The sequence below is a fragment of the Frondihabitans sp. PhB161 genome (genome assembly GCF_003814635.1).
Taxonomy (GTDB): domain Bacteria; phylum Actinomycetota; class Actinomycetes; order Actinomycetales; family Microbacteriaceae; genus Frondihabitans.
Genome location: NZ_RKQW01000001.1, coordinates 396,290 through 422,832 on the forward strand (window position 1 = coordinate 396,290; position 26,543 = coordinate 422,832).

Annotated in this window: 26 protein-coding genes; 14 read left to right on the top strand and 12 right to left on the bottom strand. The window is 65.1% G+C overall.

The window, feature by feature from the left end:
* Positions 1 to 57: 57 nt before the first annotated feature.
* The 6 genes from gyrB to dnaA all read right to left on the bottom strand — a co-directional run bounded on the left by gyrB (position 58) and on the right by dnaA (position 8,232).
* The gene (gene gyrB, locus EDF39_RS02090; protein WP_123940059.1) at positions 58 to 2,064 is read right to left on the bottom strand and encodes a DNA topoisomerase (ATP-hydrolyzing) subunit B; all 2,007 of its coding nucleotides are present in this window, start codon (positions 2,062 to 2,064) and stop codon (positions 58 to 60) included.
* Between the two features lie 158 nt (positions 2,065 to 2,222).
* Positions 2,223 to 2,732: a DUF721 domain-containing protein gene (locus EDF39_RS02095; RefSeq protein ID WP_055964282.1), complete on the bottom strand. Its 510-nt coding sequence runs from the start codon at positions 2,730 to 2,732 to the stop codon at positions 2,223 to 2,225.
* A complete protein-coding gene (gene recF, locus EDF39_RS02100) occupies positions 2,729 to 3,925 on the bottom strand; it encodes a DNA replication/repair protein RecF (protein WP_123940061.1) in 1,197 nt (398 codons plus the stop codon). Before recF ends, EDF39_RS02095 begins: the two co-directional genes overlap by 4 nt.
* 46 nt (positions 3,926 to 3,971) lie before the next feature.
* Positions 3,972 to 4,862: a phosphogluconate dehydrogenase (NAD(+)-dependent, decarboxylating) gene (gnd, locus tag EDF39_RS02105; RefSeq protein ID WP_055964276.1), complete on the bottom strand. Its 891-nt coding sequence runs from the start codon at positions 4,860 to 4,862 to the stop codon at positions 3,972 to 3,974.
* 62 nt (positions 4,863 to 4,924) lie between these two features.
* Positions 4,925 to 6,073, bottom strand: coding sequence for a DNA polymerase III subunit beta (gene dnaN, locus EDF39_RS02110; RefSeq protein ID WP_055964273.1), 1,149 nt, complete (start codon positions 6,071 to 6,073; stop codon positions 4,925 to 4,927).
* Positions 6,074 to 6,816: 743 nt separating this feature from the next.
* Complete coding sequence (dnaA, locus tag EDF39_RS02115; RefSeq protein ID WP_233572933.1) at positions 6,817 to 8,232, bottom strand: chromosomal replication initiator protein DnaA; 1,416 nt, start codon at positions 8,230 to 8,232, stop codon at positions 6,817 to 6,819.
* 381 nt (positions 8,233 to 8,613) lie between these two features.
* On the opposite strand from dnaA, the gene rpmH reads away from it, so the two are divergent.
* The 9 genes from rpmH (at position 8,614) to EDF39_RS02160 (ending at position 14,531) form a co-directional block, all read left to right on the top strand.
* The gene (gene rpmH, locus EDF39_RS02120) at positions 8,614 to 8,751 is read left to right on the top strand and encodes a 50S ribosomal protein L34 (protein WP_043595303.1); all 138 of its coding nucleotides are present in this window, start codon (positions 8,614 to 8,616) and stop codon (positions 8,749 to 8,751) included.
* A gap of 43 nt (positions 8,752 to 8,794) precedes the next feature.
* Positions 8,795 to 9,163 (top strand): ribonuclease P protein component, encoded by a 369-nt coding sequence (locus EDF39_RS02125; protein WP_123940065.1) that lies wholly within the window; start codon positions 8,795 to 8,797, stop codon positions 9,161 to 9,163.
* Positions 9,160 to 9,582: a membrane protein insertion efficiency factor YidD gene (yidD, locus tag EDF39_RS02130; RefSeq protein ID WP_123940067.1), complete on the top strand. Its 423-nt coding sequence runs from the start codon at positions 9,160 to 9,162 to the stop codon at positions 9,580 to 9,582. Before EDF39_RS02125 ends, yidD begins: the two co-directional genes overlap by 4 nt.
* A gap of 5 nt (positions 9,583 to 9,587) precedes the next feature.
* Complete coding sequence (yidC, locus tag EDF39_RS02135; protein ID WP_055964265.1) at positions 9,588 to 10,571, top strand: membrane protein insertase YidC; 984 nt, start codon at positions 9,588 to 9,590, stop codon at positions 10,569 to 10,571.
* 110 nt (positions 10,572 to 10,681) lie between these two features.
* Positions 10,682 to 11,230, top strand: coding sequence for a R3H domain-containing nucleic acid-binding protein (locus tag EDF39_RS02140; protein ID WP_233573026.1), 549 nt, complete (start codon positions 10,682 to 10,684; stop codon positions 11,228 to 11,230).
* A gap of 55 nt (positions 11,231 to 11,285) precedes the next feature.
* Positions 11,286 to 11,924, top strand: a complete 639-nt coding sequence (gene rsmG / locus EDF39_RS02145) for a 16S rRNA (guanine(527)-N(7))-methyltransferase RsmG (RefSeq protein ID WP_123940071.1) — start codon at positions 11,286 to 11,288, stop codon at positions 11,922 to 11,924.
* Positions 11,925 to 12,005: 81 nt separating this feature from the next.
* The gene (locus tag EDF39_RS02150; protein ID WP_123942212.1) at positions 12,006 to 12,935 is read left to right on the top strand and encodes a ParA family protein; all 930 of its coding nucleotides are present in this window, start codon (positions 12,006 to 12,008) and stop codon (positions 12,933 to 12,935) included.
* Positions 12,935 to 13,885, top strand: a complete 951-nt coding sequence (locus EDF39_RS02155; RefSeq protein ID WP_123940073.1) for a ParB/RepB/Spo0J family partition protein — start codon at positions 12,935 to 12,937, stop codon at positions 13,883 to 13,885. The genes EDF39_RS02150 and EDF39_RS02155 overlap by 1 nt, the downstream gene beginning before the upstream one ends.
* A gap of 61 nt (positions 13,886 to 13,946) precedes the next feature.
* The gene (locus EDF39_RS02160; RefSeq protein ID WP_123940075.1) at positions 13,947 to 14,531 is read left to right on the top strand and encodes a GNAT family N-acetyltransferase; all 585 of its coding nucleotides are present in this window, start codon (positions 13,947 to 13,949) and stop codon (positions 14,529 to 14,531) included.
* Positions 14,532 to 14,921: 390 nt separating this feature from the next.
* On the opposite strand, the gene EDF39_RS02165 is transcribed toward EDF39_RS02160, so the two are convergent.
* The 6 genes from EDF39_RS02165 to EDF39_RS02190 all read right to left on the bottom strand — a co-directional run bounded on the left by EDF39_RS02165 (position 14,922) and on the right by EDF39_RS02190 (position 22,846).
* Entirely contained in the window at positions 14,922 to 15,896 is a 975-nt protein-coding gene (locus tag EDF39_RS02165) for a D-alanine--D-alanine ligase (protein ID WP_123940077.1), read from the bottom strand.
* A 53-nt stretch (positions 15,897 to 15,949) separates the two neighbouring features.
* Positions 15,950 to 17,254 (bottom strand): PLP-dependent aminotransferase family protein, encoded by a 1,305-nt coding sequence (locus EDF39_RS02170; protein ID WP_123940079.1) that lies wholly within the window; start codon positions 17,252 to 17,254, stop codon positions 15,950 to 15,952.
* A gap of 99 nt (positions 17,255 to 17,353) precedes the next feature.
* Positions 17,354 to 17,680, bottom strand: a complete 327-nt coding sequence (trxA, locus tag EDF39_RS02175; RefSeq protein ID WP_055964244.1) for a thioredoxin — start codon at positions 17,678 to 17,680, stop codon at positions 17,354 to 17,356.
* A gap of 59 nt (positions 17,681 to 17,739) precedes the next feature.
* Positions 17,740 to 18,723, bottom strand: coding sequence for a thioredoxin-disulfide reductase (gene trxB, locus EDF39_RS02180; protein WP_055964242.1), 984 nt, complete (start codon positions 18,721 to 18,723; stop codon positions 17,740 to 17,742).
* A 170-nt stretch (positions 18,724 to 18,893) separates the two neighbouring features.
* Entirely contained in the window at positions 18,894 to 20,618 is a 1,725-nt protein-coding gene (gene murJ / locus EDF39_RS02185) for a murein biosynthesis integral membrane protein MurJ (RefSeq protein ID WP_123940081.1), read from the bottom strand.
* Positions 20,615 to 22,846 carry a DUF6049 family protein gene (locus EDF39_RS02190; protein WP_123940083.1) on the bottom strand — a complete coding sequence of 744 codons (2,232 nt, stop codon included), beginning with the start codon at positions 22,844 to 22,846 and terminating at the stop codon, positions 20,615 to 20,617. The genes murJ and EDF39_RS02190 overlap by 4 nt, the downstream gene beginning before the upstream one ends.
* Before the next feature lie 108 nt (positions 22,847 to 22,954).
* Here EDF39_RS02190 and EDF39_RS02195 point away from each other — a divergent pair, with 108 nt between their 5' ends.
* The 5 genes from EDF39_RS02195 (at position 22,955) to rplI (ending at position 26,245) form a co-directional block, all read left to right on the top strand.
* Positions 22,955 to 24,379 (top strand): CCA tRNA nucleotidyltransferase, encoded by a 1,425-nt coding sequence (locus tag EDF39_RS02195; RefSeq protein WP_123940085.1) that lies wholly within the window; start codon positions 22,955 to 22,957, stop codon positions 24,377 to 24,379.
* Positions 24,380 to 24,505: 126 nt separating this feature from the next.
* Positions 24,506 to 24,895, top strand: a complete 390-nt coding sequence (rpsF, locus tag EDF39_RS02200; RefSeq protein WP_055964237.1) for a 30S ribosomal protein S6 — start codon at positions 24,506 to 24,508, stop codon at positions 24,893 to 24,895.
* Between the two features lie 2 nt (positions 24,896 to 24,897).
* The gene (locus EDF39_RS02205) at positions 24,898 to 25,470 is read left to right on the top strand and encodes a single-stranded DNA-binding protein (protein WP_123940088.1); all 573 of its coding nucleotides are present in this window, start codon (positions 24,898 to 24,900) and stop codon (positions 25,468 to 25,470) included.
* Between the two features lie 43 nt (positions 25,471 to 25,513).
* Positions 25,514 to 25,774 (top strand): 30S ribosomal protein S18, encoded by a 261-nt coding sequence (gene rpsR / locus EDF39_RS02210; protein WP_055964231.1) that lies wholly within the window; start codon positions 25,514 to 25,516, stop codon positions 25,772 to 25,774.
* 18 nt (positions 25,775 to 25,792) lie between these two features.
* The gene (gene rplI, locus EDF39_RS02215) at positions 25,793 to 26,245 is read left to right on the top strand and encodes a 50S ribosomal protein L9 (RefSeq protein ID WP_055964228.1); all 453 of its coding nucleotides are present in this window, start codon (positions 25,793 to 25,795) and stop codon (positions 26,243 to 26,245) included.
* Positions 26,246 to 26,543: the final 298 nt, after the last annotated feature.

Below are 26,543 nucleotides of genomic sequence, written 5' to 3' on the forward strand. Positions count from 1 at the left end.
AGCGCCCCGCCCGGGGTCGCGCGTCAGTCAGAGACGCGACCCCGCTCGGGGAGCGAATCAGATATCGAGGAAGCGAACGTCTTTCGCGTTCTGCTGGATGAAGTTGCGTCGGAGCTCGACGTCTTCGCCCATGAGGGTGTTGAAGATGGTGTCGGCCGCGACGGCGTCGTCGAGAGTGACCTGACGGAGGGTGCGGGTGTCGGGATCCATGGTGGTCTCCCACAGCTCTTTGTAGTCCATCTCGCCGAGGCCCTTGTAGCGCTGGATTCCGTTGTCTTTCGGAATCCGCTTGCCCTCGGCCTTGCCTGCGACCAGAAGAGCATCGCGCTCGAGGTCGCTGTAGACGTACTCGTGCGGCGCGTTCGACCACTTGATCTTGAACAGCGGCGGCATGGCCAGGTAGACGTAGCCCAGGTCGATGAGCGGACGCATGTAGCGGAAGAGCAGCGTCAGCAGCAGCGTCGTGATGTGCTGACCGTCGACGTCGGCATCGGCCATCAGCACGATCTTGTGGTACCGAGCCTTCTCGGGGTCGAAGTCGTCGCCGATGTCGGCGCCGAACGCCTTGATCATCGCCTGGACCTCGTTGTTGCCGAGGGCCCGATCGAGCCGCGCCTTCTCGACGTTGAGGATCTTGCCGCGGAGGGGCAGGATCGCCTGCGTCTCGGGGTTGCGGCCCTGAACGGCCGAGCCACCGGCCGAGTCGCCCTCGACGATGAAGATCTCGCTGAGCGCCGGGTCTTTCGACTGGCAGTCTTTGAGCTTGCCGGGCATGCCGTTCGACTCGAGCACGCCCTTGCGGCGGGTCGAATCGCGGGCCTTGCGAGCGGCCATCCGGGCCTGCTGCGCCTGAATGCCCTTCTTGATGATCTCTTTGGCCTGCACGGGGTTCTTGTCGAACCAGTCGTTCAGCTGGTCGTACGCGACCTTCTGCGTGAACGACTTTGCCTCGGTGTTGCCGAGCTTCGTCTTGGTCTGACCCTCGAACTGCGGCTCGCCGAGCTTGATCGAGATGACGGCGGTGAGGCCCTCACGCACGTCGTCACCGGTGAGACGCGCCTCTTTGTCTTTCTCTTTGTCTTTGTCGTTCGTCTTGATGAGGCCCTTGGCGATGCCGTACGAGTTGACCACCGTCGTCAGCGCGGCGCGGAAGCCCTCTTCGTGCGTGCCGCCCTCGTGCGTGTTGATGGTGTTCGCGTAGGTGTGGACGCTCTCTTGGTACGAGTAGTTCCACTGCATCGCCACCTCGAGGGCGATCTTCTTCTCGGTGTCTTCGGATTCGAACGAGATGATGTCGGGGTGAACGACGTCGACCTTCTTCGACGCGTTGAGGTACTCGACGTAGTCTTCGAGCCCATTCTCGTACATGAAGTCGTCGCTCTTGGCCTTGGTGCCATCGGGGGCGTCGTCAGCCACGGGGCGCTCATCGACGAGCGTGATACGCAGGCCCTTGTTCAAGAAGGCCATCTGCTGGAAGCGCGCCCGCAGGGTCTCGTAGTCGAACTCGACGATCTCGAAGATCTCGGCGTTCGGCCAGAAGGTGATCGTGGTGCCGGTGTCGGAGGCGTCTTCGCCCTGGGCGAGCGGGGCCACCGGAACACCGTTGGTGAAGCTCTGACGCCAGACCGATCCCTGACGGTGCACCTCGACGTCGAGCTCGGTCGACAGCGCGTTGACGACCGACGAGCCGACACCGTGAAGGCCACCGGAGACCGCGTAGCCGCCGCCGCCGAACTTGCCACCGGCGTGCAGCACGGTGAGGACGACCTCGACGGTCGACTTCTTCTCGACGGGGTGGATGTCGACGGGAATGCCGCGGCCGTTGTCGACGACGCGGATGCCGCCGTCTTCGCGCATGGTGACGTGGATCGTGTCGCAGTAGCCGGCGAGTGCCTCGTCGACGGCGTTGTCGACGATCTCGTAGACCAGGTGGTGGAGGCCGCGGGGGCCCGTGGAGCCGATGTACATGCCGGGGCGCTTGCGAACGGCCTCGAGGCCCTCGAGTACCTGGATGTCGCTTGCTTCGTAAGAGTGGTCGGTACCGTCAGGCGAATTCGGTGACATGCTTTGTGGGGCTCCTGCCGTTTTTCTCGTGACGCCTCCGTCACCTGCGCGAAACAGGCCTCCGGACGACCTTCCGAGTCTACCGCAGGAGGCCCTCCTCCGGGGCGAAATCGGCCCTCAGAGCGATTTTCACGAGTGGGTTGACCGATTGAGCCCTGTCAACCGTAAGTATCGCGAGGACCACGCCCTGGAACAGATCTGGGACCGCGTTTCCAGGTGGGGGCGTTCGGGCCGAGAAAACGCATTGACTGGATGCCAGCCTCGGGGTAGGTGCCCATGATCGACGTGGTGATCTGAGCGCGCATCAGACGCAGCTGCGTGGCCCACGCCGTCGAGTCGCACTGGACGGTCAGCGTGCCGTCTTCGATACCGACCGGAACGGAGTGGTCGGCGAGCTCGACCCCCACCATGTCGGGCCAGGCCGTCATCAGGTCGGACTGCGCCAGGGTGCTGTTCCAGCCGAGCTCGGTGGTCACGCCCAGGATCACGTCGGCAATCCCCTTGGGGTCGCGCCCCGACGAGAACGGCTGGCTCGGCGCACCCGCCCGCGCGATACGCCGGCGGGCATCTCGGGAGCGGGTCGACGGATCGCCGAAGACCTTGCGAAACCGGAGGTAGACGCGCTGCGCTTCGTTATCGTCTTTCGGCCCGGTGGGCCGCGGGCTCACGACGAGACCTCGGGAACGACTTCAGGATCCGACCCGGTCACCTGGTCGACGATGGTGCCCTTCGAGATCCGCACGGTGTGTGCAGCGAGACGCTCAGGCACGTCCTCCTCGACCGCCGCCGTGATCAGCACCTGCTCGTAGTCGGCGACCGCATCGGCCAGACGCTCGCGCCTCGACCGGTCGAGCTCGGCGAACACGTCGTCGAGCACGATCACCGGATCGCCCGTGGACGAGTCGCGGCGGAGGACGGCGGCGGATGCAAGCTTGAGCGCCAGTGCGAACGACCACGATTCGCCGTGACTGGCGTAGCCGCGGGCGGGAAGGCCGTTGAGCGCCAAGAAGAGATCGTCACGGTGCGGGCCGACGAGCGTCACCCCGCGATCGAGCTCCGATCGCCGGACACGCGCGAGCGCCTCCTGGAAGACCGGCTGGATCTCCGCGGCCGGAACGGCCGCGTCGGGCTGCTCCACCGGGTCGTCATCGTCGCGAACCGTGCCGCGAATACTCAGGACGGAACCGAGGTCGGCCGCGTGGTCGTCGCCGGCGACTGCACGGTAGGCCGCACGCACCTCCGGCCGCAGCAGCTCGACGAGGTGTTCTCGAGACGCGATGATCTCGGATCCTAGAGTCACCAGCCGTTCGTCCCAGATGTCGAGGGTCGAGAGCTTGTCGCCCTTGAGCCCGGAGGCCCGGGCCGACTTGAGCAGGGTGTTGCGCTGGCGGAGCACCCGGTCGTAGTCGGAGAGGACTCCGGCGAGGCGAGGGTTGCGGGCGACGAGAAGCTCGTCGAGGAACCGCCGCCGGCCGCCGGGATCGCCGCGCACCAGCGCGAGATCTTCGGGGGCGAACAGGATGCTCGAGAAATAGCGGGGCAACTCGCGAGGCTTGATCGCCCCGCGGTTGATCTGGGCCCGGTTCGGTGACGAGCGGTTGATCTGCACCTCGGCGAGCAGCTCACGGTCGCCGCTCTCGATGCGGGCACGCACGATGGCCGAGTCGCGGCCGGCCCGAATGAGTGCCGCATCGCTCGACACCCGATGGGAACCGAGGGTGGCCAGATATCCGAGACTCTCGACCAGGTTGGTCTTGCCCTGGCCGTTGCGGCCGACAAAGAGATTGGGCCCACGCGCGAGGGTCAATTCAGCCGACTCGTAATTGCGGAAGTCGGTCAAACTGAGGTGGAGTACTCGCACGCGGGCCCATCCGGCGCAGCTGCGCCTGCTCAAAATCGAGCGGTGGCTAGTCGGCCTTCTTGACCGCGTGGCCGCCGAACTGGTTGCGGAGGGCTGCGACGGCCTTCATCGTCGGCGATCCGTCGCCCTGGCGGGAGACGAAGCGGGCGAAGATCGAGGCGGAAATGGTCGGCATCGGAACGGCGAGCTCGATGGCGTCGGCCAGAGTCCAGCGGCCCTCGCCCGAGTCTTCGACGTAGCCCGAAATCTCGTCGAACTTCGGGTCGGCCTCGAGGCCGACGACCAGGAGCTCGAGGAGCCAGGAGCGCACGACGGTGCCGCGCTGCCAGGCCTTGAAGGTGCCGGGAACGTCTTTGACGAGGTCTTTCTTCGCCTCGAGCAGCTCGAAGCCCTCGCCGTACGCCTGCATGATGGCGTACTCGATGCCGTTGTGCACCATCTTCGTGTAGTGACCGGCACCGACGGGGCCGGCGTGCACGAAGCCCTCGGCCTTGGGGCCCTCGGGGCGGAGCGCATCGAAGATCGGCATGGCCAGCTCGATGTTCTCGTCGGAACCGCCGACCATGAGGCCGTAGCCGTTCTTCAGGCCCCAGACGCCACCGGAGACACCGGCGTCGACGTACTTGATGCCCTTTTCGCCGAGCAGCTTCTCGTTGTCGAAGTCGCTGGTCCACTTGGAGTTGCCACCGTCGATAACCATGTCGCCCTCGGAGAGGACTTCGGAGAGCTCTTTGACGACGCCCGCGGTGATGGCGCCCGACGGGACCATGGCCCAGACGATGCGGGGAGCGGGGAGTGCGGCGGCAAGCTCTTTGAGGCTGGCGACGTCGGAGACATCGGGGTTGTGGTCGTACCCGGTCACCTCGATGTCGTGCTCGCGCAGGCGGGTGCGCATGTTGTTGCCCATTTTGCCGAGACCGATGAGGCCGATGTGCATGAGAATCCTTCGTTCAGGTGACGCGCGGCCGGTGTTCGGGAGCGCGGCGGTGGAGTGCGCGGCTAGCGCAGCAGGAGATTGGGCTGGAGGAGGTACTTGTAGCTGTCCGCACCGGGCTGATCTTTCGAGGATTGGCTCGTGATCAGTACGGGCCCCGGTTTGTTGGGGTTCTCGGTCTTGGTGAACGAGATGCGGACGAACTCCGAGTGAACGGCTCCCAGTCCGTCCAGGAGGAACTGCGGTTTCAACGAAACCACGGTGTCTTCTCCGGTCAGGAGCGCGTCGATCGACTCTGACGCCTGCGCTTGCTCGCTACCGATCGCCTCGAGGGTGAGGCCATCGATCGTGAACGTGAATCTCAAAGCTGCTTCGCGCTCGAGGACGAGCGACACACGACGGGTCGCCTCCACGAGATCGGCGGTGTTCATCACCGCGTAGTTCTCGACCGTCTCGGGGAACAGTCGCTTGACCGGGGGGAAGTTGCCCTTGATCAGGAGCGAGGTGACAATCTTGTTGTCGGCCTGGAAGGCAATCAGCTCTCGGTCGTCGGAACCCGTGATTGCCACGGAGAGCGTGGACGCGTTGCCGAAGGTCTTGCCGACCTCCTGAAGGGTGCGAGCCGGCACAAGGGCGGTGAGCGTCTGGGTCGAGGCGGCAGTGCCGGGATCCCAGTCGATGCCGCGGACGGCGACGCGGTAGCGGTCGGTGGCGACGAGCGACAGGGCGTTCTCGGTGACCTCGAGCTGCACGCCCGTGATGACCGGTGTGACGTCGTCGCGGCTCGCCGCGACAGCGACCTGCGCGATGGCCAGCGAGAAAGCATCGCCGGGAACGACGCCCGACTGCTCACCCGGTGCCGGCAGTGTGGGGTACTCCTCGACGGGCATGCTCAGCAGCGAGAAGTTGGCCGAGCCGCACGAGACGCTGATGCGCGTGTCTTCGGTGGTGAATGTGACGGGTGCGTTCGGAAGGCGGTTGGCGATGTCGGCCAAGAGCCGGCCGGAGACGAGGATCGTGCCGGGTTCGTCGACCTCGGCCGCGATGCTCGTCTGAGACGAGACCTCGTAGTCGAACGACGAGAGCGTGAGGCCACCCTCGTGAGCCTCGATGAGCACACCACTGAGGATCGGCAGGGTGGTTCGCTGAGGCAGCAGCTTCACAGCGAACGAGACGGCGTCGCTGAAGACGTCGCGGTTGACCTGGAACTTCACGCGGTGACCCCTATTCGAAAACTGCAGTCGATGCCCGACAGAGCAAGGGCCCTGCGAGTGCAGGGCTCCGCCCGTGCAAACCGTGCCCGTGCAGAGCGCTGCCCGGCGGTTAATACTGGCACAGCAATTCTCCAGGTGGTTTCGGTGACTCCCAGGCTGCTCCGGGGTGCCGACTCATCCACAAGGTTGCTTTCTCCCTCATTCATTTCTAAGTAGGAGTAACAGTCTTAACCGTTGTGCACAGTGTGGATAACTTGTTAATAACCGCCTGGCCACTGGGAACTACATCCGTGTGACTTGTTGATGGATTGTGGGATCGAGGCCCCCTACCTGTGAGCGCGACCGACTGACAAATTCGTGTCATTCACACCCGAGGCGTCGGAGTGAACAATCCGTCCCCCGATTCTCCCCAAGTTTCCACAAGTTATCCACACTGGGGGAAACGCCCGAAACCGTGGGGGCGCGTCAGTGGCGCGTGGAGGGGGCGTGGGGCCTCCAGGAGGAGGCGCTCAGGCAGGGGTTAACACTCGAGCGCGAGGCCGGGACGTCGGATCCTGGGGCTTCGGCTCGAGTGTTTCAGTTCGGGGGCCTCGCCGAATTTGAAGGAGAAACCTCGGCCCGGCGACGGATTCATCGCGATCGGGCGGGGTCGACCGGCGGTTTTTCCTTCGAATTCGGGGCCGGGCGGGGCCGGGGCAGGGCTAGAGCGGGGCGGGGCCAGGCGCCGCCGGGGCTAGGACGGCCTACTTGTAGCGGTGATCCTGCTTGATGCGGCTGGTGAGCTCGGTGACCTGGTTGTAGATCGACCGGCGCTCCTTCATCAGCTCGGAGATCTTCTTGTTCGCGTACATGACCGTGGTGTGGTCGCGATTGCCGAACAGCTGCCCGATCTTGGGCAGCGAGAGGTTGGTGAGCTCGCGGCAGAGGTACATCGCGATCTGTCGTGCGGTGGCGATTGCCTGAGAGCGCGACGACCCGTAGAGGTCGTCGACCGAGAGCTTGAAGTAGTCGGCCGTGTGATTGATGATGTCTACCGGCGCGATGACGTTGTCTTCGTCGAGGGTGATCAGGTCTTTCAGGACCGTCTGAACCAGAGCCATGTCGACGGCCGTGCGGTTGAGGCTGGCGAACGCGGTGACGCGGATGAGGGTGCCCTCGAGCTCGCGGATGTTGCTCGACACCTTCGAGGCCATGTACTCGAGGATCTCGTCGCGCACCTGCAGCTTCTCGCTCTGCGCCTTCTTACGGAGGATCGCGATTCGAGTCTCGAGGTCGGGCGCCTGCACATCGGTGATGAGACCCCACTCGAAGCGCGACCGCATTCGGTCTTCAAAGCCGGTGAGATGCTTCGGCGGCAGGTCGGAGGTGATCACGAGCTGCTTGTCGTGGTCGTGCAGGGTGTTGAAGGTGTGGAAGAACGCTTCTTGGGTGGAGTCTTTGCCCTGCAAGAACTGGATGTCGTCGATCAGCAGGATGTCGATCTCGCGGTAGCGCTGTTGAAACTGGCTCGACCGGTTGTTCGCGATCGAGTTGATGAAGTCGTTGGTGAACTCCTCGCTCGAGACGTACCGGACGCGGATGCCCGGATACATGCTCTCGGCGTAGTGACCGATGGCGTGGAGGAGGTGGGTTTTGCCGAGGCCGGATTCGCCGTAGATGAAGAGCGGGTTGTACGCCTTGGCCGGTGCCTCGCTGACCGCGACCGCGGCGGCATGGGCAAAACGGTTGGAGGCGCCGATGACGAAGTTGTCGAAGCTGTACTTCGGGTTCAGCCGCGAGTCGGTGCGTTTGCCAGCGGAGGTCTTCTGGACGGGCGCCGGCACGAAGGGCGCTTCGACGTACTGGGCCGGCTCGGCGATCTCGTGCGGCTGGCTGAGCGTGTCGGGCGTGATGTCGGGGTTCACCGTGATGGCGAAGCTGGCGACCGGGGAATCGTCGAGGGTCGCGATCGCGTCGAGGAGGGGCTCGCGAATACGCTGCTCGAGCATTCCGCGCGTGAGTTCGTTCGGCACCTCGAGGTACAGGGTGTCGCCGAGCACGCCCTTCGGCTCGACCAGACTCATGAACCCGTGCAGCTGCGGCGTGATCCGGTCGTCGGTGGTCAGGCGCGCGAGAACCGTTCTCCAGAGGCCCTGAACCGGGTCGATGGTGCTGGTCACTGTGTTCTCGCTTCGTGTCTGGGGGTGACGGGGGCGTGGTCGCGCGGGTGGAGTTCTCCACAGGGTTTTCCACCGGTGGCAAAAAGACCCGAGGATCCGCGCCCACCGACTGCCACCCCTGATGTTCCGCGGCGGAATACGCATTTACAGAGCCCCCGCCGCTGCGGCTCCCCCACCTTAGTTCGACACGGCGGGCCGAACACAACCCAGGTTTTCCACACTGTGGATAATGAGTGTTTTGCTCGTCGTTTGACCCCGAGGCCCCGCTCGCGTAGTTTTAACCAGTTGATTTCAGTCACTTTGGGCTGACAAGACTTCTCGGACTGCGGCACGTGTCTCCGGCGCGTTCAGCTCGGTCCCTTTCCTTCTGGAGACAAAACCATGAGCAAGCGCACCTTCCAGCCGAACAACCGTCGTCGTGCCAAGAAGCACGGCTTCCGTGCCCGCATGCGCACGCGTGCCGGTCGCGCCATCCTCGCCGCGCGTCGTGGCAAGGGCCGCACCGAGCTCAGCGCGTAAATCGACACGGTCTAATCGACCGGTCTGAGCCGGACGGGACCTCATGTTGGCTAAAGCCAATCGGATCGTCCGCGCTGACGACTACCGCAACACTGTGCGCCGTGGCCGCAAGTCGGCTACGGCGCACTGTGTCGTGTACCTGAGGGTGGTTTCCGCGGATCCTTCTCTTTCGGGGGCGTCGGCGCCTAGTCGTTTCGGCTTCATCGTCGCGAAGAACGTCGGCAACGCTGTGGTGCGCAATACCGTGCGGCGACGTCTCAAGGCAGTCGCCCACACGCTGCTCGGTGACGACGCGTTCCCCCTCGAGCGAACGGACATCGTGATCCGCGCACTGCCAGGGTCGGATGCAGTTCAGTGGTCTACCCTGCTCGAAGAGATCACCGGAGCGGTGAACAAGGGTGTGAGAGCGTGAAGATCGTCCAATTCGTGGCACTTCTCCCGCGCAACGTCTGCGTGGCGCTTCTTCGTGCCTACCGCGCGGTCATCTCGCCGCTGTACGGCGATGTCTGCCGCTACTACCCCTCGTGCTCGACCTATACGCTCCAGGCGATCCAGAGTCACGGAGCCCTCAAGGGGATCGCCCTTGGTTCCTGGCGAATCGCGCGATGTAATCCGTGGGCGGCAGGCGGGATCGACGATGTTCCCGAGCGTCACGCGGCTCATGGGCACGACATCAGCGTCTTGACCAGCGGTTTCGTTGTAGCCGCTGACAAAGAGTCGTCCTCTGGTGCGACCAGCCCGCTCCCCCTTAGTCCCCGGCTGCGCTTCGGCAGCGAAAGGCTGCACTTCAGCAGCGACAGGCTGCACTTGCGCAGCGAAAGAAAGGCCTGACCCGCATGCTCGATTTCATAGGCACGATCCTCTGGCCGATCCGCTGGGTCGTCGAAGCGATCCTCGTCGGGTGGCACTACGTGCTCACCTCTGTCGGCCTCGACGCCGACGCCGGTGTGACCTGGGTGCTGTCGATCGTGCTGCTCACGATCGTCGTTCGCGTCTGCCTCATCCCCATCTTCGTGCGCCAGATCAAGAATCAGCGCCGAATGATGGAGGTAGCGCCCCAGCTCAAGAAGATCCAAGACAAGTACAAGGGCAAGAAAGACCAGTTCTCCCGCGAAGCCATGTCTCGCGAGACGATGGCTCTGTACAAGGAGACGGGCACCAACCCTCTCTCGTCGTGCCTTCCGCTGCTGATTCAAATGCCCGTGTTCTTCAGCCTTTACACGGTGCTCCACAATGCTCAGCTCGACAAGGTCGGCATCGGCCTCCTCAACCGTGACCTCAGCAACGCGTTCGCGACGTCCACCCTGTTCGGCGCTCCCCTCAAAGAGACCTTCACCAACTCCGACGTCATCTCGGTCAAGATCATCGCTGGCGCGATGATCGTGCTCATGACGGCCTCGCAGTTCTTCACGCAGCTGCAGCTCACGACGAAGAACATGTCGCCCGAGACCAAGGCGAGCCCCATGTACAAGCAGCAGAAGATGCTTCTGTACGTGCTCCCGCTGGTCTTCCTCTTCTCCGGTCTTTCGTTCCCCCTCGGCGTCATGTTCTACTGGCTGACCTCCAACTTCTGGACCATGGGCCAGCAGTACGTCGTCATCCGCAACAGCCCGACGCCTGGCTCCGATGCCGCTCTCGCGCGTGAAGCGCGGCTTGCCAAGAAGCAGCAGGACCGCGAGGCGCGGGGCAAGGGAAACCCCCTCAAGTCGCTCACCGAGATAACGGTGACCGAGATCGAGACCCCCAAGCGAGTGACCACCCAGCGCAGCCAGCCCGTGGGCAAGGCGCGCTCCAAGAAGCAGAACGGCCAAGCACGATGACTTCCGCTCCCCTCCCCGCTGACGAGTCAGCCGACGACCGCCTCGCCGCGGCATCTCAGACCACCGACGAGGCGATTGCTTCGAATGGGGCGCTTGAGGTCGCGTCGGTTGTGTCAGACGCCGAATCCTCGACCGGCGACGTGTCAGATGCCTCCGAGGGCCAGAGCGACGTGCGCGACGACGATGATGTCGACGCGGGCGACGATGCAGGGCCTGACGAGGGCGACATCGCTGCCGACTACATCGAAGAGCTGCTCGACATCCTCGATCTCGATGGCGACATCGACATTGAGACCCGCGGTGGGCGTTCCTACATCTCCGTCGACTCATCGGGTGAGAACGACCTCCGCGTTCTGTCCAAGCCGGAGACGGTCACAGCTCTCCAGGAGTTGACGCGTATCGCCGTCCAGGCCAAGACCGGCGAATTCTCCCGCTTGATCCTCGACGTCGGCGGCTCTCGCGCGACACGTGAACAGGAGCTCGCCGCCCTTGTGGAGCGGGCTGCTGAACGCCTCGAAGAGGGAGCCACGTCGGCGTCCCTGCCTCCCATGTCGTCGTACGAGCGCAAGCTCGTCCATGACATCGTGGCCGCGCGAGGTTTCACCTCGGAGTCAGAGGGCGAAGGCCGCGACCGGCACACTGTCGTGACCCGCCCGTGATCGCAGCTTTCACGCTAATAAGCGTCACCTCCGCTCGCATGTTCCACGTGAAACGATGACCGCCGTCCTTCCCGATCTTGAGCCTGAGCCGGCATTCGCGGCTGATCTCTTTGGCGACCGCATTGACGTCGTTCGGCAGTTCACCGCGGACCTCGCTCAGTACGGCGAGGAGCTAGGGCTCATCGGGCCCCTGGAGCTCCCCCGGCTGTGGACTCGTCATGTGATCAACAGTGGCCTCCTGGCGCCTCTTCTCGTCGCCGGGCGAGTGGGAGATATTGGTTCTGGGGCAGGCTTGCCCGGTCTCGTGTTGGCCGCGGCACGACCGGATTCGACGTTGATCCTTATCGAACCGATGGAACGCCGCACGGACTGGCTGCGCGCCGAGGCGGATCGCCTCGGGCTCACCAATGTGGAAGTCGTTCGCGCTCGCGCCGAAGAGGCCGAGATCTCTCCGTGGCTCGATCAGGCAACCGCCCGCGCTGTGAGCGCCCTCTCGAAGCTCATCCCGCTCACTGTTCCATTGGTAAAGACGGGCGGTCAGTTGCTCTTCCTCAAGGGTGCTCGAGTGGCTGACGAAGTGACAGCAGCGCGCAAAGTAATCGCCAAGAACCACCTCAGTGACGTCGAGGTACTGGAGCTTGGGGTCGGTGTACTCGACGAAACCACGAGAGTCTTTCGGGCTACAGTTGACTGACTTGCGGTAACGAGCTGGCTGTTTTTGCGCCACTCTCAATGACCGTTTCACGTGAAACACAGCGATTCGGAGACGCATCCGGTGACTACTGCCTCCACCCCTTCTGAGCCCAAAGGGCCGGTCGCTTTTGACGCCACCACTCCCCTGGCTCGTGAGTTGGCCGATTTGTCGCGACGCCGTGAGGCCCTGCGGGCGGATCACCTCCCCCGGCCCGAGCGCACGCGTGTGATGACGATCTCGAATCAGAAGGGCGGCGTTGGTAAGACGACGTCAACCGTGAACTTGGCCGCGGGTCTGGCGCGCGGAGGAGCTCGAGTCCTTGTGATCGACCTCGATCCGCAGGGTAACGCCTCTACTGCACTGGGAGTGGAGCATCGCGCTGAGACCGCGAGCGTCTACGACGTTGTGGTGGGCGAATCCGCCATTGCCGACGTGATTCAAAAGAGCCCCGAGTTCGATCTCCTCTTCTGCGTGCCCTCCACAATTCACCTCGCGGGAGCGGAGATCGAACTTGTCTCGCTCGTGGCGCGTGAGCAGCGACTTCGCACGGCTCTAGATGCCTTCCTGGCGGCCACCGAGGAGGCCGGAGAGCGCTTCGACTACGTTTTCATCGACTGTCCGCCGTCGCTAGGTCTCCTGACGATCAACGCCTTTGTTGCCGCTCAAGAGGTTCTGATCCCCATCCAGTGCGAGTACTACGCCCTCGAGGGCTTGAGCCAGTTGCTCCGTAACATCCAGCTCATCGAGAAGCACCTGAACCCGACGCTCACGGTCTCGAGCATCCTGCTGACCATGTACGACGGTCGTACCAACCTGTCGCAGCAGGTTGCTGCTGATGTGCGCGAGCACTTCCCGAGAGAGGTGTTGAAGACCATGATTCCGAGGTCCGTGCGCATCTCTGAGGCACCGGGATACGGCCAGACAGTAATCAGCTACGACACCAACTCCCCCGGCTCGCTCTCGTATCTCGAAGCCGCCGCTGAAATCGCACACCGAGGAGCACCCGCCTGATGGCAACAAAGAGAACTGGGCTCGGCCGCGGAATCGGCGCCCTCATTCCCGTTACCGATGAGACTCAGGGTCGCCCCGTCGACGTGTTCTTTCCGACGCGTGAGCAGACGGCCGAAGAGCTGGTAGCCGTTCCCGGAGCCCGTCTTGCGAACCTCAACCCGCTCGACATCGTGCCGAACGCGCAGCAGCCCCGGACGGAGTTTCGCGACGAAGAATTACGCGAACTCGTGGCGTCGATCCGCGAAGTCGGCGTTCTCCAGCCGATCGTTGTTCGAGCCATCAAGGATCCGGCACAAGGTTCTGCCCCCTATGAGCTCGTCATGGGTGAGCGGCGCCTGCGAGCCACCAAGGAGCTCGGCCTTGCGACGATTCCCGCGATCGTCAAAGACACGGCCGACGACGCAATGCTCCGTGATGCCCTTCTGGAGAACCTGCACCGTGCACAGCTGAACCCTCTGGAAGAAGCATCCGCATACCAGCAGCTACTGGCTGACTTCGGGATTACCCAGGAGGAACTGGCCGGTCGCATCGGCCGAAGCCGACCGCAGATCACCAACACCATTCGTTTGCTTCGACTCCCCTCCCCCGTGCAGCGCCGGGTGGCGTCGGGTGTTCTCTCGGCCGGTCACGCTCGGGCAATTCTCTCGGTCGGGGATGCTGCCGGCATGGATCGGCTGGCCGACAAGATCGTCAACGAAGATCTCTCCGTTCGAGCGGCAGAGGCGGCCGCAGCCGGAATCTCGACCAAGCCGAAGAAGGCCAGTTCGACGTCGGGGGCAACGCAGGGTCATCTGAACGAGGTCGCTGACCGACTCGGCGACCGACTCGACACGCGAGTAAAGGTGACCCTGGGTGCTCGAAAGGGCTCGATCACGATCGACTTCGCTTCAGTGGGAGACCTCAACCGAATTCTGAGTGAAATCGGGCAAGACCCCTTTGGTGTGGCTTAGTCAAGTTGCCGTTGATCAGGGTTTTTACCCACTTCGTAGCCCTGCGTCGATCTGAGGGTCGATGACTCAGACCGAGACTGTGCTTTACGGCTCGAGCCGGCACGACGAGCTCGTCGAAAGCGGATTTCTTCCCGTGGGCGAGTCATGGGGTGCGCGACTCGAGGTGAGCTTGTCGGTCTTGTCGCTGTGCAGAGAGATTGTGATTGGAGCCGAGGACAGCGGCTTCGTGTGCGGAGAGCTCGGGCGGTCTGATCTCGGGGATGTCGTTCATCTCGAATCACTCGTTGCGGGAGACTACCCGAGTACTCCCGCAACAGTTCACGAGGTACCGAGTCTTCTTGACTTGGAGGCGATGGGCGATCGAGGTGTTCGGTCCTTTGGAATTCGCCACGAGGGATCCTTGGTGGCTGTCACTCTCGTCGGCTCGGTCGCAGATCGCGCGGAGACCGAGTTTACGTCTGTGCACCCCGAGTACAGACGCCGAGGTCTAGCCAAGGCCGTGAAGGCGTCGTCGATCTTGGCCTTGGCGGTCGAGGGTGCGGAACTCTTTGGAACCGGGGGTGCGGCGGTGAACGAGGCCAGTATCCGGATGAACGAGGCCTTGGGCTATCGCATCACGGAGCGTTGGATGAGTCTCGAGCGCTAGGCGCGGCAGTGTTTCACGTGAAACAACTGCGAGGCGGTGGGGTAGGCGGGCGGCGGTGCTGGCGCCGAACCTCGATAACGACTGGGGCCCGCGGTAGCGGCGCAGGGCCGCTAGATCGGCAGACACCCGCTGGGCCGGGACAGACCCGTAGGCCGGGACAGACCCGCGATGTCGGCACAGACCCGCTAGGCCGGCATAGACCCGCGGTGCCGGCACAGACCCGCAAAGGCGGCGTAGACACCGAGCCTAGGGCGGGTGTTTAGGCCGGTTGTGCGGGTTTGGGCCGAGTGGGCGTGTCTAGGCCGGGCGCCTGGGTTAAGGTCGAAGGGGCGAACCCAACGTCAACACAGAAGGCAGCGCCACTACCAGCGCCACCCCCAGCACCGAACCTCAAGCGCTGTGGTCGGCGATCGCCTTCTGCGCCAGCTCGGCGTAGACCCATCCAAGGTCGTAGCCGGCCGCCTCGAGGGCCTGTGGCACCAACGATGTCTCGGTGAGCCCGGGCAGCACGTTGACCTCGAGGAACCACGGCGTCCCGGCCGCGTCGACGATGATGTCGATGCGTGACAGGTGGCGAAGCCCGAGGGCCGCGTGCGCGGCCACCGCAGCCGCGGCGGCAGCCTCGGCAACCGAGGACGACAGGCGGGCGGGCGTGAAGAAGCGGGTCTCCCCCGCGTTGTACCGCGCCTCGAAGCCGTAGAACCCCGACGTCGGCACGATCTCGACGGCAGGCAGGGCTACGGGGCCATCGCCCGTGTCGATCACTCCGATGGCGATCTCGGTGCCGACGATCTTCTGTTCGACGATGACATCTTCGCAGTACGTGTAGGCATCGACCATGGCGCGGGGCAGACCGGCGGCGGTGTCGACGACCGTTACACCCTGCGCTGATCCGCCGCGGGCCGGCTTCACGACGACGGGCACCGGGTGCTCCTCGGCAATCGCCTCGAGCACGCCGGCGGCGCCAAGCTCGCGGAATGAGTCGTGCGACAGGGTGATGCTTCGCGGCGTGTGAATGCCGGCGCGGGCGACGAGGGCCTTGGCTGTCGGCTTGTCCCAGGCCAGCCGCGCTGCCGTCGCGCGAGATCCGACGAACGGGATGTCGACGGCCTCGAGCAGGCCTCGCAGTGCACCGTCTTCGCCGCTCGCCCCATGCAAGACCGGCCACACCACGTCAGGGCGGGTCGTGCGGAGGTGCTCGAGCAGGGAGGCGTCGGGGTCACGCAGCTCGACCTTCACCCCGTGCGACACCAGGCTGTCGGCAACGCGTCGGCCGGAGCGGAGCGAGACGTCGCGTTCGTGGCTGATTCCGCCCGCCAGGACGGTCACGGTGCGGAGTGAGGCGGGGACGAGGGGCGTGGTCATGAGAGTGGCGCCTTCATTTCGGTGCGTGGGGCTGGATCCTGCGTTTTTGCTGGTCAGAGGGTGTTCGGTGGCGGGTTGCCGACGCTCTGACGCGTAGGAGTCTGCGTGGTCATCGACGCACCCGAGAAAGTGCGCAGCAAATCGAGCTCGCCATTGATGACGGTGGCGAGTCGAGAGACTCCGAGGCGGATCGACTCGGGCGTCGGGTAGCAGAACGAGAGACGGATGTTGTTGCGACCCTGACCGTCGGAGAAGAATGCCGTGCCGGGCGTGTACGCGACCAGCTCTTTCACCGCGCGCGGCAGCATTGCCTTCGCGTCGAGCTCGTCGGGCAGGGTGACCCAGACGAAGAAGCCGCCGTCGGGTTTGGTCCACGAGAGGCTCGGCAGGTACTCCCCCAGCGCCGAGAGCATCGCGTCACGACGTTCGGCGTAGATTCCGCGGAAGGTGTCGATCTGGCCCTTCCAGTCGGTCTGGTCGAGGTACTCGGTGATCACGAACTGACCGAACGACGACGGCGAGAGTGTGGCCGACTCGTTGGCGAGAATCAGCTTCTCGCGGATGGCGTGGGGGGCGAGTGCCCAGCCGACCCGGAAGCCCGGCGCGAGCGTCTTCGAGAACGAGCCGAGGTAGATGACTCCCTCGTCGTCGACCGAGCGCATCGCCTGGGGTGCCGGCTGGTCGAAGTAGAGCAGACCGTACGGGTTGTCTTCGAGCACGAGGATGCCGTGCGAGCGGCAGATGTCGAGGATCTCGAGGCGACGAGCCCAGGTCAGAGTGACGCCAGCGGGGTTATGGAAGTTGGGGATCGTGTACAGGAACTTGATCGGCTTGCCCGCGGCTTCGAGGGCGGTGATCGCTTGGCGAAGGGCTTCAGGATCCAGCCCCTCGTCGTCCATCTCGACGTGAACGACGTCCGCTTGATAGGCGCGGAACACGCCCAGCGCACCGACGTAGCTCGGAGACTCGGCCAGCACCACGTCACCGGGGTTGATGAACAGTCGCGTGACGAGGTCGAGGGCCTGCTGCGAGCCGGTGGTGACGACGACGTTGTCGGCACTCCCCCGGATGCCCTCCATGGCCATGATCTCCATGATGTGCTCGCGGATCGCCGGGGTGCCCTGGCCGGAGCCGTACTGCAGGGCCATGGCGCCGTTGTCGCGCATGACCTTCTCGATCGAACCCATCACCATCTCTTTGGGCAGGGCCGAGACGAAGGGCATTCCGCCGGCCAGGGAGACGACCTCGGGGCGGGAGGCGACGGCGAACAGGGCCCGGACCTCAGAGGCGCTGAGGCCTGCGGTGCGGTCGGCGTAGCTGTCGTACCACGGATCGAGGTTGGTGCCCTGGTTGGTCATGCGATGCCCTGTCTGTGTGAGGGGTTTCGGTCAAGGTTAGTGAGTTAACAAAAGAAAGCCCGCCCAGCGTGGTTGCTGGGCGGGCTTTCTGACGGTTGTCTACGCCAGGAAGTCCGCCAGGTCGGCCTCGAGGGCCGGCTTGGGCTTGGCGCCGATGACGGTCTTGACGACCTCGCCACCGCGGTAGACCTTCATCGCGGGGATGGAGGTGATCTGGTACTTCATCGCGGTCTGCGGGTTGTCGTCGACGTTGAGCTTGACGATCTTGATCTTGTCGGAGTGCTCCGACGCGATCTGGTCGAGGATCGGCGAGACGGCGCGGCACGGGCCACACCATTCGGCCCAGAAGTCGACGAGGATCGTCTCGTCGGAGTTGAGGACTTCGGCCTCGAAGTTGGCGTCGGTGACTGCTGTTGCGGTGCTCATAGTGTTCCCCTTTCGTGGAGAGTCAAAGATGGTGAAACGAGAGGGTCAGGCGGCCTGAATCAGGCGCTGACGGTGACGGGCTCGGCGGGCTGCTCACCCAGGGCCTGGGCCACGAGCTGCTGGTCGAGACCGGCAAGGTAGTGCTCGACGTCGAGGGCGGCCACGGTACCCGAACCGGCGGCAGTGATCGCCTGACGGTAGGTGATGTCGATCACGTCGCCCGCGGCGAAGACGCCGGGGAGGTTGGTCTTCGACGAGCGACCCTGGACCGCGATCGTGCCGTCTTCGGTGAGGTCGAGCTGGCCGTGCACGAGGTGCGTGCGAGGGTCGTTGCCGATCGCGATGAAGAGGCCCTCGAGGTCGAGGTGCGATTCGGTGCCGTCGACGGTGTCGGTCAGCGTGACGCCGGCCGCCTTCTCGTCACCCGTGATCGCCGTGACCGTTTTGTTCCAGAGGAACTCGATCTTGTCGTTGGCAAACGCGCGGTCTTGCATGATCTTGGAAGCACGGAGGGTGTCGCCGCGGTGGATGACGTAGACCTTGGTCGCGAAGCGCGTGAGGAACGTCGCCTCCTCCATAGCCGAGTCGCCGCCGCCGACGACCGCGATCTCTTTCTGCTTGAAGAAGAATCCGTCGCAGGTGGCGCACCACGAGACACCGCGGCCCGACAGACGCTCTTCGTCGGCGAGACCGAGCTTGCGGTAGGCCGACCCGGTCGCGTAGATGACGGTGAGCGCCTCTTCGACGGCTCCGGAGCCCAGCGTGACCTTCTTGACGTCACCGGACAGGTCGACGCTGACGACGTCGTCGAGCAGAACCTCGGCGCCGAACTTCTCCGCCTGCTCCTGCATCTTGAACATGAGCTCGGGGCCCTGCAGACCGTCGGGGAAACCGGGGAAGTTCTCGATCTCGGTGGTCTTCATGAGCTCACCACCCGCCTCGACGGAGCTGGCGACCACGAGGGGCGCGAGACCGGCTCGACCGGCGTAGATCGCAGCGGTGTAACCGGCTGGGCCGGAACCGATGATGATGACCTGGCGCATTCGGAACCTTTCGATTGGGTGGCAGATCGAATTGGCCGATCGCCTGTGCGGTGAAACCCATCCTAACTTCCGGTTATTCCGCGCGTCCGCGCGCTCACAGGCGGCGTCAAGACAGCGGGCCAGGGCGCAGGATCCGGGGAACGCCGCGGGTGGTCAGCGCGAGGAGCCGCTCAGCGCCGCAGCAGCCGCCGAGCCTTACGGAACACCGGCTGCGTCATGGCCGACAGCTCGGGAATCCGGGCGCCGGTCAGCAGGAGGAAGTACACGAACGCCATGATGAAGCCGGCGACCAGCATCGTGATCAGGGCACTGGCCGGGTTGGATTGCCCGAATCCGTCTGGGCTGTAACCCCCCATACCGGATACGACGACGAAGCCGATCGCGCCGGCGATGAGCGAGAACAGCAGGAACTGCACGTGGCGGCGCAGCACCCAGCGGCCGTCCATGCCACCGAGCTTGCGGCTGACCAGGCGGAGCGCCACGACCGTCTGCGCGCTGCCGGCGATCGAGGTGGCGACGGCGATCGCGACGGCGATGCGATCGGCCGGCACCGTGACCGAGCAGACCACCACGATCGCGACGAAGACGCCCGACTGGATGAGCTGCAAGAAGAAGACGGTGCGCTGATCGTGGAACGCGAAGAAGACCCGCTGCACCAAGAACAGGATGCTGAAGAGGATGAGCCCGGGCATGAACGCCAGGATGACGTGGGCCATCGACTCGACGTTCGCGAACTCCGACTCGTAGATGCGAGCGAAGGGGAAGGCGACGACCGAGATGGCCACGGTCGCGAAGACGATGAAGAGGCCGATGGTGCGCATCGAGTCGGAGAGGTTGTTGCGGACCGCCCGACGGTCGCCCCGATCGGCATGCTTCGTCATGCTCGTGAAGTAGGCCGTGGCGATCGACACGGTGACGATGCCGTGCGGCAGGAAGAAGATCAACCACGACGCCGCGAGGGTCGCGTTGGACGCGCCGACGTCGGTGCCGAGCGACGCGACGCGACTCTGGATGATGCCGGCGAGCTGGGTGACCAGGATCAACGCGAACATCCAGCCGGCTGCCCGACCGGTGTCGCGGAGGCCCACCCCGCGCCAGTGGAAGTCGGGCGAGAACGTCAGGCCGGCCTTCTTCCAGAAGAAGAGGAGGAACCCCGCCTGAGCCGCGACTCCGAGGGTCGCCGTGCCCGCGAGCACGACGGTCTTGGCGACCGTCCAGTCGTCGACGAGGGTGTTGCGCGATCCGAACAGCACGATGAAGACGACGAGCCCGAGGATCGCGACGACGTTGTTGACCACGGGAGCCCAGGTGAAGGGGCCGAAGACCTGGCGGGCGTTGAGGATCTCGCTGAGCAGCGAGAAGACCGCGTAGAAGAGGATCTGTGGCAGACACCAGTAGGCGAAAGCCGTGGCCAGGACGATGCCGCGCTCGGTGAAGCCTGCTCCCCCGTCGGCCCCTCTCGACGAGGCGTAGAGGTTCACTAAGAAGGGCGCTGCCAGGGTGGCTATCAGCGCGACGGCGACGAAGGCGGCGAGACCAAGCGTGACTATCTTGTTGATATACGTCTGACCACCGTCGGCGCCCTTGCTCGCGCGGACGATCTGCGGGATCAGGACTGCGCTCAGGAGGCCACCCGCGACCAACGCGTAGATGGTGTTCGGCAGCTGGTTCGAGACGGCGAAGGCGTCTGCCACGCTGCTCCCGCCCTGGCCGATCGCGACGGCGAGCACGGCCGTCTTCGCGAAGCCGAGCACACGCGAGATGATCGTGCCCGAGGCGAGCAGGGCGCTCGCGCTGCCGAGGCTGCGCGGAGCGGGCGTGCGGATGACGGGGATGACGCCGGTCGAGGGGTCAGGATCCGACGCGGACGCGCTGGTGGGATCGATGGCGGTCACTCGTCGGTCACTTTCGCCGTGGGATCCTTCGTGTCTGCTTGTGCGGGTGCCTCGGCGGCGCCGGCGTTAGCGCCGCGCCCGCGGCGACGCCGGCGGATGTTGCGGTAGATGCCGCCGCCGAACAGGGCGATGACGGCGGCTGCGAAGACAAGGGTGATCAGGGTCTCCCAGCCGGCACGCACATTGATCTCGACCTGCGAGGGCGTGGAGATGGTGGTTCCGTCGCTGCTCGACAGCGTGAGCGTGAGAGTGACCTTGCCGTTGGCGACCGACTGAACCGGCACGGTCACGCTCGTGCGCGACTTGGCCTGGATGGTCACGGCGACGTCGTTCTTCTCGACGTTGAGGTAGCCGTTCGAGGGGACGACGCGGAGCTTTACGACCGCTGCCGAGTCGGTGTCGTTCTGCAGCGAGATCGGGAGCGACGACCGGTCGCCGAGCACATTGATGGGGCTGCCGTCGACGACCGAGATCTGGCGGGTGATCGCATCGGCCCGCGTGACGGCCTTGGTGATCTCGGTCTTCAGGCCGCTGATGTTGCCGCTCCACGCGTTCGACGACAGCGCGAGCATGCGCAGGCGCTCTTTCGCGGTGACGACGGCGGGCTCTTTCAGAGCGGAGGCGAATTCGGCGACGTCTCTGTCGGCCTCGATGAGAGGACGGAGGGCGTCGACCCGGGCCTTGGCAGCCGACTTCGACTGGAGCGACGCGCTGGAGGACGTCGCACTCAGGGCTCGGGTCAGCGTGTTCGGCTTCGTCCAGGTCAGCTTCGACAGCGCGCGGAGCGTCGACTCGAGGCGGGAGCCGGTCGTGGCCCAGTCGCGACCGACCGTCGCGAAGAGCGCGCGGGCGTCGCTCGGCCGCTCGTGCGTGAGGGTGGCGAGCTCTGCCGACAACTCGGCGATGTCGCCGCGCCACTCCGGGGTCGTCTCGGCCGAGACGGCGTCGCGCAGGAGGCCCGAGAGAGTGGAGTCGGACACGAGCGTCGAACGCCCGCCGATCGTCGTGGCCGCGTTCTCGGTCGCAGTGCCACGCGACTTGACGTTCGCGCTGGAGAGGATCGTCGTCGAGTAGCCGCTGGAGGAGAAGACGGGGAGGTCGTCGGATGAGACGGTGCCCTCGATCGGCCAGGCGACGCCGTCCTGGGTGTAGTCGAAGGCGAGGAGCGAGTCGGTAGTGGGCACCTCGGAGGTCGGCGGGATCGTGGTCGCGGTGGGGTCGGGCGTCGCGGTGCTGCCGGTGCCGGTGGAGTCGGGGGCGGTTGTGCCGGATCCTGAGGTCGCTGTGGCGGAGGGAGTGTCGGACGCCGGGCTCGCCGACTGCTCGGAGGTATAGGAGTCGGGCTCGCTCTTCTGCTGCGCGGCGATCTCGGCGTCGAAGTCGATGGGAGTGGCGAGGGTGGTGGCTCCGGCCTGGCGCGTGCCCGAGATGTCGGAGTCGGCGTAGGCGAGGGCGAACGTCTGATTGGGAGAGGTCTCGAGCCGGTGCAGCCACTCGACGGCCGACGGCGGAGCGACGTTGCCGAGGATCCGGATGGAGGCGAGGATCATCGGGTCGATGCCGAGGGCCACCGTGCGGCCGCGGACGGCATCGAGCTCCTGCGTCAGGATGCCGTTGCGCGAGGTGTACGACGCCAGAGCCTCGGCCGAGATGAGCCCGCTGGTCGACTCGGGCACCGTGATCGGCACGGCGATCGCCAGACCCGTCGGCTCGAAGCTGTCGTTCGGGTAGTAGACGACGCTGGAGTGCGCCTCGGTGATGTCGATGCCGTCGGCGCTGTACCGTGCGCCGAACGCCTTCGCGCCCCAGTCGGATCCGGCGAACGACAGCGTCGACTCGGGGATCGTGACAGGAATCGAGGCGCTGGTGCTGCCGGCAGAGAGAGCGGGAACGGTGACGGTCGTCATGAACGAGCCGAGGGCATCGGTCACGTCAGAGGGTGAGCGGTCGAACCACGACTCGATCTGATCGCGGCTGGCAAAGGTCGCCCGGTCGAGATAGAGACGAACCGCCCCCTCGCCCAGATCGTCGTCGGTGCTGTTGGTCACGGTGATCGTGGCCTTGAGGTCGTCGCCCTCTTCGATCACGCCGCTGGCCGCGGGCGCGACCGACACCGTGACGTCGTCGCCGGTTGCCGCGTCGGCAGGGCTCGACGACATGCCCGGCAGACCGGCCACGAGGGCGACGGCGGCCAGGAATGTGACGGCGGCGGCGGCAATTTTTCTCATAGATAAGGAGTGCGCCCTGCGAGCGGTGGATCTCGTGCGGGCAGGCACGAGTCTAGAGAAAGACTCCAAGGAACCCTGGGCGCCGTGCCTATGGCAAGCTTGGTCGTCATGGATTCCGTCGCGGAAGCACTCGAACGACTCGGCCAGCTCGCCGAGACGAGCCGTGTCGACCGCCTCGCTTGGGCCTTCCACAAGGCCGGTCACGAACTGGCCCTCGTCGGCGGACCGGTGCGCGACGCCTTTCTCGGTCGCCGGGTCAACGACCTCGACTTCACCACCTCCGCGACCCCCGACGAGATCCTCGCGATCGTCGTGCCGATCGCCGAGGCCCACTGGGATGTCGGTCGAGCTTTCGGCACCATCGCCGCCCGCATTGAGGGCGAGACCGTCGAGATAACGACCTACCGCAGCGACGTCTACGACGGCGAGACGCGCAAGCCCGAGGTCGAGTTCGGCGACACCCTCGAGGGCGACCTGATCCGCCGCGACTTCACCGTCAACTCGATGGCGCTGCGCCTGCCCGAGCGGGTGCTGGTCGACCCGTCGGGCGGCGTCGAGCACCTCCTCGCACGCACCCTCGAGACCCCGGGCACCGCGGTCGACTCGTTCCGCGACGATCCCCTGCGCATGATGCGCGCGGCTCGCTTCACCTCGCAGCTCGGCTTCACCGTCTCCCCCGCCGTGCTCGCGGCGATGATCGACCGCGCTTCGACCCTGTCGATCGTGTCGATCGAGCGGGTCAACGACGAGCTGTCGAAACTCCTCAAGACGAAGGATCCCGTGCCCGGCGTCCGCCTGCTCGTCGAATCGGGCATAGCCGACCTCGTTCTCCCCGAACTCCCCGCGATGATCCTCGAGCGCGATGAGCACCACCACCACAAAGACGTCTTCGAGCACAGCCTCACCGTGTTGACCCAGGCGATCGGCTACGAGGCCGAGCGCCACCCGGGCGACGCCCCCGACCTCACCCTCCGCCTCGCGGCCCTGCTGCACGACTGCGGCAAGCCGGCCACCCGCCGCCTCGAGCCGGGCGGAGTGGTCACCTTCCACCACCACGACGTCGTCGGGGCGAAGCTCGCCAAGAAGCGCCTGAAGGCGCTCCGCTTCGACAACGACACGATCGCGGCCGTCTACCGGCTGATCGAGCTGCACCTCCGCTTCTTCGGCTACACCGAGGGCGCCTGGACCGACTCGGCCGTGCGGCGCTACGTGCGCGACGCCGGCGATCAGCTCGAACGCCTGCACATGCTGACCCGCGCCGACGTCACCACGCGCAACCGTCGCAAGGCCGACCGCCTCGGCTTCGCCTACGACGACCTCGAGACGCGGATCGCCGAGTTGCGGGAGCAGGAGGAGCTCGACTCCCTCCGCCCCGACCTCGACGGCGTGCAGATCCAAGAGATCCTCGGCATCAAGCCGTCGCGCGAGGTGGGCGAGGCGTACCGCTACCTGCTCGAGCTGCGCACGGAGGAGGGGCCGCTCGGCGCCGAAGAGGCCACGAGGCGGTTGCTCACCTGGTGGTCAGAGCGCTGACCCGGTAGGCTGTCAAGGTTGCTTACGGTGGCCGCGGATCCTTCGCGCCTTGCCCGAGCAGCTATGCAACTACCCTCCTGCCACAGAAATACTGTGGCCGTTAAGTCCGAAGGAGGTGGGTTAGACATGCATCAGTACGAATTGATGGTGATCCTTGACCCCGAGATCGACGAGCGCACTGTCGCTCCGAGCTTGGACAAGTTCCTCAACGTCATCCGCAACGACGGTGGATCGATCGACAACATCGACATCTGGGGCCGTCGTCGCCTGGCCTACGAGATCGCGAAGAAGACCGAGGGCATCTACGCCGTCGTCAACCTGACCGCGAACCCCGACGCCACCAAAGAGCTCGACCGTCAGCTCGGTCTCTCCGAGGCCGTTCTGCGCACCAAGGTCCTCCGCGCTGAAGAGGGCATCGAGATGGTCGCCAAGGCCAAGAAGCTCGCCGACGAGAAGGCCGCCCGCAAGGCTGCCGCTCCCGCCAAGGCGCCCGCCGCAGCTACGGCTGCCGAGTAGTCATGGCCGGCGAAACCGTCATCACCGTCGTGGGCAACCTGACTTCCGACCCCGAACTGCGCTACACGCAGAACGGTCTCGCAGTCGCGAATTTCACGATCGCGTCGACCCCTCGCACGTTCGACCGCGCGTCGAACGAGTGGAAGGACGGCGAGGCGCTCTTCCTGCGTGCCAGTGTGTGGCGCGAGTTCGCCGAGCACGTCGCCTCCTCGCTGACGAAGGGCTCCCGCGTCATGGCGCAGGGTCGCCTGAAGCAGCGCTCGTACGAGACCAAAGAGGGCGAAAAGCGCACCTCGATGGAGCTCGAGATCGACGAGATCGGCCCCTCGCTCCGCTACGCCACCGCTCAGGTGACTCGTGCCTCGTCGTCTCGCGACGGCGCCGGCGGCGGGTCGTTCGGCGGCGGTCGTCCGCAGGGCCAGGGTGCAGTCGGCGGAGGCCAGCAGGCCCCGGCCGGCGAGCCGTGGGGTCAGCCCGCGGGTGCCGGTGCGTCACAGGGCGGCAACACATCGTCCGGTGATGTCTGGAACACCCCCGGCGGTGGCGGCACCTACAACGACGAGACGCCTTTCTAGGCCCTCGATCCTCTTCACTTCTTAAGACTGAAAGCAGAACACAATGGCTGGAAAGAGCAGCGGCGACCGCCGCAAGCCCCTCCGCGGAAAGGGCGGCAAGAACGCCGCTCCCGCGAAGGCGATCCGCGTCGGCGTCATCGACTACAAAGATGTCGCGACCCTTCGCAAGTTCATCTCCGAGCGCGGAAAAATCCGTGCCCGCCGCATCACCGGCGTCTCCGTCCAGGAGCAGCGCCTCATCGCCCGTGCCGTGAAGAACGCCCGTGAAATGGCGCTCCTCCCCTACGCCGGCTCCGGCCGCTGATCCGCTAGGGAGTAGCGAATGTCCAAGGTAATCCTCATCCACGAGGTCTCCGGCCTCGGTTCGGCCGGCGATGTCGTCGACGTCAAGAACGGTTACGCCCGCAACTACCTCGTGCCCCAGGGCTTCGGTGTCGTGTGGACCCGTGGCGGCGAGAAGCAGGTCGAGCAGATCAAGTCGGCCCGCGCCTCGCGCGAGCTCAAGACGATCGAGGAGGCGAAAGACATGAAGGCCCGCCTCGAGGCCGTCAAGATCACGCTTCCTGTCAAGACCGGTACCGGCGGGCGCCTCTTCGGCTCCGTCAAGCCGGCTGACGTCGCCAACGCCGTCTCGGCGCAGGGCGTCGGTACGATCGACAAGCGCAAGGTCGAGATCCCCAACGCCATCAAGCTGACCGGTGAGCACGAAGCCACCATCCGTCTGCGTGAAGACGTTGTCGCCACGATCGCCCTTCTGGTCGTCGCAGCGAAGTAACACCTCCTCTGCGCCTCGCAGAGACCCAGTAGCGGCAGACACTCCGGTGTCTACCGCTACTGGCGTTTAAGGGCCCTGCCACCCGGTCTGATCGACGGGTACAGACGTGCTGGAGCTACCCCCGCAGGGGACAGGCTGTCAAGTGTTTTGTGCACAGGGGCGTCTTGTTTCCGCAACCTTCAACCCCGCATTCACACAACTTTGCGCACAGCCTCTGTGGAAATAGAAACCCCAGGTCAGGATCCTAAATGGTCACCAATATTCTTTTTTCTCCACAGGTCTGTCCACAGTTCTCCCC

Bases quoted from the DNA above. Each gene is read 5' to 3' on its own strand.
- yidC (WP_055964265.1), top strand. From the start codon at position 9,588: ATGCTCGATTTCATAGGCACGATCCTCTGGCCGATCCGCTGGGTCGTC.
- trxB (WP_055964242.1), bottom strand. From the start codon at position 18,723: ATGCGCCAGGTCATCATCATCGGTTCCGGCCCAGCCGGTTACACCGCT.
- EDF39_RS02205 (WP_123940088.1), top strand. From the start codon at position 24,898: ATGGCCGGCGAAACCGTCATCACCGTCGTGGGCAACCTGACTTCCGAC.
- EDF39_RS02195 (WP_123940085.1), top strand. From the start codon at position 22,955: ATGGATTCCGTCGCGGAAGCACTCGAACGACTCGGCCAGCTCGCCGAG.
- rsmG (WP_123940071.1), top strand. From the start codon at position 11,286: ATGACCGCCGTCCTTCCCGATCTTGAGCCTGAGCCGGCATTCGCGGCT.
- rpsR (WP_055964231.1), top strand. From the start codon at position 25,514: ATGGCTGGAAAGAGCAGCGGCGACCGCCGCAAGCCCCTCCGCGGAAAG.
- EDF39_RS02155 (WP_123940073.1), top strand. From the start codon at position 12,935: ATGGCAACAAAGAGAACTGGGCTCGGCCGCGGAATCGGCGCCCTCATT.
- rplI (WP_055964228.1), top strand. From the start codon at position 25,793: ATGTCCAAGGTAATCCTCATCCACGAGGTCTCCGGCCTCGGTTCGGCC.
- rpsF (WP_055964237.1), top strand. From the start codon at position 24,506: ATGCATCAGTACGAATTGATGGTGATCCTTGACCCCGAGATCGACGAG.
- gnd (WP_055964276.1), bottom strand. From the start codon at position 4,862: ATGCACATCGGCCTCATCGGTCTCGGCAAAATGGGCAACAACATGCGC.
- EDF39_RS02165 (WP_123940077.1), bottom strand. From the start codon at position 15,896: ATGACCACGCCCCTCGTCCCCGCCTCACTCCGCACCGTGACCGTCCTG.
- rpmH (WP_043595303.1), top strand. From the start codon at position 8,614: ATGAGCAAGCGCACCTTCCAGCCGAACAACCGTCGTCGTGCCAAGAAG.
- EDF39_RS02190 (WP_123940083.1), bottom strand. From the start codon at position 22,846: ATGAGAAAAATTGCCGCCGCCGCCGTCACATTCCTGGCCGCCGTCGCC.
- EDF39_RS02160 (WP_123940075.1), top strand. From the start codon at position 13,947: ATGACTCAGACCGAGACTGTGCTTTACGGCTCGAGCCGGCACGACGAG.
- EDF39_RS02170 (WP_123940079.1), bottom strand. From the start codon at position 17,254: ATGACCAACCAGGGCACCAACCTCGATCCGTGGTACGACAGCTACGCC.
- trxA (WP_055964244.1), bottom strand. From the start codon at position 17,680: ATGAGCACCGCAACAGCAGTCACCGACGCCAACTTCGAGGCCGAAGTC.
- gyrB (WP_123940059.1), bottom strand. From the start codon at position 2,064: ATGTCACCGAATTCGCCTGACGGTACCGACCACTCTTACGAAGCAAGC.
- EDF39_RS02125 (WP_123940065.1), top strand. From the start codon at position 8,795: ATGTTGGCTAAAGCCAATCGGATCGTCCGCGCTGACGACTACCGCAAC.